Raw genomic sequence first — 7,299 nt, 5'->3', positions numbered from 1 at the left:
GGCATCGACCTGCGCCGATGCCCCCAACGTGGACACACATTTTGTCCTATAAGCCCGCCCCGAACCCAAGAGGGCCGCGTGCCCGCCCGCAATATATTTGATTGATCGCGAGTTCCGCACGCAAAGAAGGCCACTTAATGTGGCCTTCGTCTTGCGCAGGACTGCCCGAGCAGGCAATCAAATATATTGCGGGCGGGCACGCGGCCCCGTCGGCTTTACGACAGCGCCACGCCGCCGAGCCAGCCCCAACGCACGCCAGAGCCAGTGCCATAGAAGCTAATAAACGAGTCAAGCGACTTAGACGTAATGGCGCCCTCGTTGCTCATAACGATGCCGCCGCCAACGTAGATACCCACATGACCGTAGATAAGGCCCGGAGCACCCGTGCCGCTGTGCGAGGAATCGGCCACGATCATGCCCACCTGCAGCGCCGAGCGGTCGGAGCTATAGCACCAGGCGTTGAACATGTCGCAGGCGTTGCCGCCAAAGTAGCCAACGCCGGCGTTACGGAAGACATTGGTAACCCACGCCGCGCACCAGTTCTGACCCGGCGAAGGCGTGGAGTAGCACGCGTTGACGACAGCCTGCTGCTTGCCCGAGCCGGCATTCTGCTGCGGAGTTCCGGGCGCGTACGATCCACCACCCGAGCTCGAACCACCCGAGTAGGAATTGTTCTTGTTCGCGGCAGCCGCGGCAGCGGCAGCCTTCCTAGCGGCCTCCTCAGCCTGGGCAGCAGCGAGGATCTCGGAATCGCGCTGAGCCATGAGCTCCTTGACGTCGTCGGAAAGACCGTTCAGCACGGTCTGGACTTCTTGCTGCTTGGCCTGCATGTCCTGCATCTGGGCAGTCTGCTGGTCCTTGAGCTTCTCTAAGTCGGCCTTCTGCGACTCGAGCTCGGTCTTTTGCGCATCGAGCTCTTCCTGGATGGTCTGAATGTCCTCGATGGCGTCGCGGTCGCTCTTGTTGATCTTCTCAACGTAATGCGCGTTGGCGACGAGTTCCTCAAACGAGCCAGAGGCCAGCAGCAGCGACAGGATGTTCGTGCCGCCGGACTTGTAGCTGGCGGCCACGCGATCGGAAAGGTCGTTGCGCTTCTTCTTGAGCTCGGCCTTCTTTTCATCGATCTGGGCCTGCGTGTCGTCAATCTTGCCCTGGACATTCTCGATGTCGTTGAGGGTCTGGGCATTCTTGTTGGCCAGCGCCGCATACTCATTTGCGATGCTGTCGAGCTGGGCCTGAACCTCGTCGAGCTGGGCCTGGGCGGCATTCAGTTTATCGGTGGTTTCTTTGGAAGCCTCCGCCGCATGGGCGCGAGCGGGCAGGCCAAAAAGAACTGCCGCAGAAGCGGCGCCGAACAGGGCCTTGAGGGCAGTGCGGCGCGAGAACTCCTGGGAAAGGATGGAATCGCTGTTTGGTGACATATGTACTCCGTTACATGCTTATTTATATGTCGCTCAACTCATACATATTAGCGTACATATGGCGCGTCCCAACGATTTCCACGAACGGCAGGAAACTGCAAGGTCAGCGGCTCGTAAGCAAATGCCAAAGATCAGGTTATGCGTACGCAAGCTCTTCTATGAGTACGTTAGCACAATCCTCTGCTTTTCCTACAGCGCACGATTTGGGCGTCCCTGCCTGCGCTATACTCCCCTGAAGAAGTGTTCCTGATTCGATAGGAGACTACATGTCCAAAGCACTCGACCCCAAAGACACCTGCGTCCTCGTTACCGGTGGCGCCGGCTTTATCGGCTCGCACACCGTCGTTCAGCTGCTCGAGGGTGGCTACCAGGTCGTCATCGTCGATGATCTCTCCAACTCCAGCGCCGTCGCCGTCGACCGCGTCAAGGCCATCGTGGGCGACGAGGCCGCCAAGAACCTCACCTTCTACGAGGCCAACGTGCTCGACCGCGATGCGATGAACAAGATCTTCGATACCCATCAGATCGACCGCGTCATCCACTTTGCCGGCTTTAAGGCCGTCGGCGAGTCGGTGAGCAAGCCCGTCGAGTACTACCACAACAACATCGAGAACACCCTGGTGCTCATCGACGTCATGCGCAACCATGGCTGCAAGTCCATCATCTTCTCGAGCTCCTCGACCGTCTACGGCGACCCGGACAACCCGCCCGTCACCGAGGAGGATCCTAAGAAGCCCGCGACCAACCCCTATGGTTGGACCAAGTGGATGATCGAGCAGATCCTTATGGACGTCCACACCGCCGACCCCGAGTGGGACGTCGTGCTGCTCCGTTACTTCAACCCCATCGGCGCTCATCCGTCAGGCCTGATCGGCGAGGACCCCAAGGGCATCCCCAACAACCTGGTGCCCTATGTCGCCCAGGTTGCCGTGGGCAAGCTCGAGGCCGTTCAGGTCTTTGGCAACGATTACCCCACCCCCGACGGCACCGGCGTGCGCGACTACATCCACGTGTGCGATCTGGCCTCTGGTCACGTTGCCGCCCTTAACTGGATGAACGGCAAGACCGGCGTCGAGATCTTTAACCTGGGCACCGGCACCGGCACCTCGGTACTCGAGGTCGTCGCCGCCTTCTCCAAGGCTTGTGGCAAGGAGCTGCCCTACGTGATCCGCGAGCGCCGCGCCGGCGACATCGCTGCCAACTGGTGCGATGCCTCCAAGGCCGAGCGCATGATGGGCTGGAAGGCCCAGTACGACATCGCGGACATGTGCCGCGATAGCTGGAACTGGCAGAGCCACAACCCCAACGGCTTCGCCGACGCCGAGTAGCAAAAAACCTACATACCGCTCTTGCCCCGATCTCACGTTGTGAGGTCGGGGCTTTTTCATGGCATGTAACCATTCGCCGAAAATCGACCAACTTTTTTATCTTGCCTGTACATGTTTAAACAACATGTTTTACAATAGGCGTATCGAATCAGAACATCGGAGGCGGACTGCACACCCATCGGCAGGCCGACCCCACAACAAGAAGGTTGGTGAGCGCATTCATGGAGCGTGCAAGCGGCGTCCTCATGCCCGTCTCATCTCTGCCCGGACCATACGGAATCGGCGGCTTTGGCTGGAATGCCTACGACTTCGTCGATTTTCTCGCCTCGTGCAAACAACATTACTGGCAGATTCTGCCCCTTACGACGACCAGCTATGGCGATTCGCCCTATCAGTCGTTCTCGGCCCGCGCAGGCAACCCCAACTTTATCGACTTTGCCGAGCTTATCGAGGCAGGGTATCTGGAGCAGCGCGATATCGATGGCGTCTATCTGGGATCCGACCCCAGCAATGTCGACTACGGTGCTATCTTTGGCGGCCGCCGTCAGATTCTCGACCGCGCCGCCGAGCGCTTTGCCGCCGACAAGCCGGCCGATTTCGATGACTTTATCCAGGCCAACGAGGACTGGCTCATCCCCTACTGTGAGTTCATGACCGTCAAAGAGGAGTGCGGTCTCAAGGCATTTTGGGAGTGGCCCGCGGAGCTCCGCACCCGCGGCGAGGCTTCCGCCAAGGTCTGCGCCGACCATCCGGCGCGTATGCTCTACCACCAGATGACACAGTACTTCTTCGATCGCCAGTGGAGCCGCCTCAAGGCCTATGCCAACGAGCGCGACATTCTCATCATCGGCGACCTGCCCATCTATGTCTCGCGTGACTCCGTCGAGATGTGGGCGACGCCTGAGCTCTTTAAGATCGACGCCGCCGGCAATCCCGTGAGCGTCGCCGGCACGCCGCCCGACCAGTTCTCGGCCACCGGCCAGTACTGGGGCAACCCCATCTACGACTGGGACGCCATGGAGTCCGACGGTTTCTCCTGGTGGGAGGGCCGCATTCGCGCCGCCCTCGACATGTACGACGTCATCCGCCTGGATCACTTCCGCGGCTTCGAGGCCTATTGGGAGGTGCCGTTCTCCTCGCCCGATTCGTCCTACGGTTCGTGGACGCAGGGTCCCGGCCTCAAGTTCTTCAAGACGCTCGAGGAAAAGCTCGGCACGCTGCCCATCATCGCCGAGGACCTGGGCTTCCTCACCCCCGGCGTCATCAACATGCGCGACAACTCGGGCTTCCCCGGCATGAAGATCCTGCAGTTTGCCTTTGAGGGCACCAACTCGTACTACCTGCCGCATAACTACATCGCCAACACCGTCGCCTATGTGGGCACCCACGACAACGAGACAGCGCGCGGTTGGTTTGAGGGAACGGCCACCCCGCGTCAGCGCGAGCAGGCAGCCCTGTACACCCATCAGCAGGCCGGCGAACCCATGGCAGACGCACTCAACCGCACCATCGCCGCCAGTGTGAGCGACACGTGCATCTACACCATGCAGGACCTGCTCAACTTGGGCAACGAGGCGCGCATCAACACCCCTGCCACGCTGGGCGGCAACTGGACCTGGCGCATGCTCGACGGCGCCATCACCCGCGAGCTCGAGCACAAACTCACCGACTGGACCGAGACCTACTTCCGCATCCCGTCGGAAGCCGAAATCGAGCTTCCTCAATAGGAGCTACCGCGCCCGACCCCTCCCCACCGTGCGGACGCGCTTGCTTTTCCCGCGCGAGGCCACCCCAATCCCCTCGCGCGGGCTTCTTATGAATTGCAGACATGAAACAACCCATCACAGGAGAAAACATGCCCCAAATTAACCTCATGGAACTCGCCGAGCAGTCTTTTGGCACCTCGCTCGAGCAGCTCGACGACCGTCGCATTTACAAGCTGCTGGTCAAACTCGTGCAGGAGCGCTCCGCCGCCTGCCCGCTCAACAACGGCAAGAAAAAGCTCTATTACATTTCCGCCGAATTTTTGATCGGCAAGCTGCTCATCAACAACATGATCGACCTTGGCATCTACGACGAGGTTAAGGACCAGCTCACCGCCGCAGGCCACGACCTCAACAAGATCGAGGAGTTCGAGGTCGAGCCGTCGCTCGGCAACGGCGGCCTGGGCCGCCTGGCCGCGTGCTTCCTGGATTCCATCGCCACGCTGGGCTTGACCGGCGATGGCGTGGGCCTCAACTATCACTACGGTCTGTTCCGTCAGCGCTTTGTCGACAACCAGCAGAAGGCCGTCCCCGACGAGTGGCTCGGTGAGCAGGACATCCTAGTCGACGATGACCGCTCCTACACCGTCGAGTTCGGCGATTTTGCCGTTACTTCCAAGCTCGTCAACATCGATGTGCCCGGTTACGGCCAGCCCACCAAGAACCGCCTGCGCCTGTTCGACCTGGCGAGCGTCGACGACGGCCTGGTCCCCGGCAGCTCCATCGACTTCGACAAGACCGAGATCGCCAAGAACCTCACCTTGTTCCTCTACCCCGACGATTCCGACGAGCAGGGCCGCCTACTTCGCATCTATCAGGAGTACTTCATGGTGAGCAACGCCGCCCAGCTCCTGATCGACGAGGCCGTCGAGCGCGGCAGCAACCTGCACGATCTGGCCGACTACGCCGTGGTCCAAATTAACGACACGCACCCCACCATGGTCATCCCCGAGCTCATTCGCTTGCTCACCACCGAACATGGCATCGAGTTTGACGAGGCTGTGACCATCGTACGCTCCATGGTCGCCTACACTAACCACACGATTCTTGCCGAGGCGCTCGAGAAGTGGCCGCTCGCCAGCCTGCAGAAGGTCTCCCCTGCCATCGCCGACATTATCGTCAAGCTCGATGAGATCGCGAAGGCCGAGCACGATGACCCGCGCGTCGCCATCATCGACGAACACGATACCGTCCACATGGCCCACATGGACATCCACTTTGGCTTCTCCATCAACGGCGTAGCCGCCCTCCACACCAAGATCCTGGAGGACACCGAGCTTCATCCGTTCTACGAGATCTATCCCAAGAAGTTCTCCAACAAGACCAACGGCATCACCTTCCGCCGCTGGATCCATGGGGCCAACCCCGCGCTCGCCAGCCTGCTCGACGATGTGATCGGCACCGACTGGCGCAGCACCGGCGATCTGAGCAAACTCGCCAAGTTCGCCGACGACAAGGACGTTCTTGAGCGCCTGGCCGCCACCAAGGTCGAAGCCAAGGCCATCATGCGCCAGTTCATGGCGCTCGAGCAGGGCGTGACCATTCCCTCCAACGCCATCATCGACGTCCAGGTCAAGCGCATCCACGAGTACAAGCGTCAGCAGATGCTCGCGCTCTACATCATCTGGAAGTACCTCGATATCAAGAACGGCAACAGACCTAAGCACCCCGTCACCATCATCTTTGGCGGCAAGGCGGCGCCTGCCTACACTATCGCGCAGGACATCATCCATCTGATCTTGACGCTGTCGCAGTGGATTGCAAACGACCCCGACGTGGCTCCCTACCTGCAGGTCGTCATGATCGAGAACTACAACGTCACCGCCGCCGAGCGCGTGATCCCCGCCGCTGATATCTCCGAGCAGATCAGCCTGGCCTCCAAGGAGGCGAGCGGCACCTCCAACATGAAGTTCATGCTCAACGGCGCCCTAACCCTGTGCACGCTCGACGGCGCCAACGTGGAGATTGCCGAGCTCGTGGGCGACGAGAATATCTATACCTTTGGTGCCTCGTCCAAGCAGGTCGAGCAGCTCTATGCCGACGGCACCTACAGCGCCGGTGCACTTTACCGCAAGCCCGGCATTAAACTGCTGGTGGACTTCATCACCAACCCCGCCTTTATGGCGACCGGCAACGCCGAGCGCCTGCAGCGCCTGCACGACGACATTAAGGGCAAGGACTGGTTTATGGCCCTGCTCGACATCGAGGAGTACATCCAGACCAAGGAGCGCGTGTTGGCCGACTACGAGGACCAGGACGCCTGGATGCGCAAGGCGCTCATCAATATCGCCAACGCCGGCGCCTTCTCGTCCGACCGCACCATCTCCCAGTACAACGACGAGATCTGGCACCTGAACTAATTTCGCTTCCCTTACCCATCCTCTTGAGAAACAGAGTCGTGGCAACACGGCTCCGTTTTTTGTGCCCGCACGTTACCCTGTGACCCGACTCTACCAAACAATCTCGATCTGTAACAGCTACTCGGTAAAAACGGCCCCAGCTGTTACAGATTGAGACATACCGGCCCCTCCCCTTGGGTTTATCTCAATCTGTAACATCTAGCAACTGAAATTCGCCTTTGGTGTTACAGATTTAGATGAAATGGTTAGCTCGGCGGAACCGTCTCGATCTGTAACACCTAGCGTCCGAAATCGGCCCTACCCGTTACAGATCGAGACAAACGACCGGTCAGACACCCCCAGCACAAAGAAAGGCCCCCCTCTCGCCCAGCGTGAACTGCCTCCCATTTCTTGGACACGAGAAATGGGAGGCTTTTTATGCGTGTCG

4 protein-coding genes are annotated in these 7,299 nt (G+C 59.9%); 3 read left to right on the top strand and 1 reads right to left on the bottom strand.

What is annotated here, in order from left to right:
• Positions 1-215 precede the first annotated feature (215 nt).
• On the bottom strand, positions 216-1,421 hold the full coding sequence (locus FGQ61_RS09370; protein ID WP_138375351.1) for a coiled-coil domain-containing protein: 1,206 nt from the start codon (positions 1,419-1,421) through the stop codon (positions 216-218).
• Between the two features lie 266 nt (positions 1,422-1,687).
• On the opposite strand from FGQ61_RS09370, the gene galE reads away from it, so the two are divergent.
• The 3 genes from galE to glgP all read left to right on the top strand — a co-directional run bounded on the left by galE (position 1,688) and on the right by glgP (position 6,872).
• Positions 1,688-2,749 carry a UDP-glucose 4-epimerase GalE gene (galE, locus tag FGQ61_RS09365; RefSeq protein ID WP_138375350.1) on the top strand — a complete coding sequence of 354 codons (1,062 nt, stop codon included), beginning with the start codon at positions 1,688-1,690 and terminating at the stop codon, positions 2,747-2,749.
• Between the two features lie 209 nt (positions 2,750-2,958).
• Positions 2,959-4,476, top strand: a complete 1,518-nt coding sequence (gene malQ / locus FGQ61_RS09360; protein ID WP_249360978.1) for a 4-alpha-glucanotransferase — start codon at positions 2,959-2,961, stop codon at positions 4,474-4,476.
• A 128-nt stretch (positions 4,477-4,604) separates the two neighbouring features.
• Positions 4,605-6,872 carry a glycogen/starch/alpha-glucan family phosphorylase gene (glgP, locus tag FGQ61_RS09355; protein WP_229025988.1) on the top strand — a complete coding sequence of 756 codons (2,268 nt, stop codon included), beginning with the start codon at positions 4,605-4,607 and terminating at the stop codon, positions 6,870-6,872.
• The last annotated feature ends 427 nt before the right edge of the window (positions 6,873-7,299 follow it).

Source organism: Collinsella aerofaciens, from assembly GCF_005844325.1.
Classification (GTDB): Bacteria; Actinomycetota; Coriobacteriia; order Coriobacteriales; family Coriobacteriaceae; genus Collinsella; species Collinsella aerofaciens_G.
This window is presented reverse-complemented; position numbering and strand designations above follow the sequence as displayed.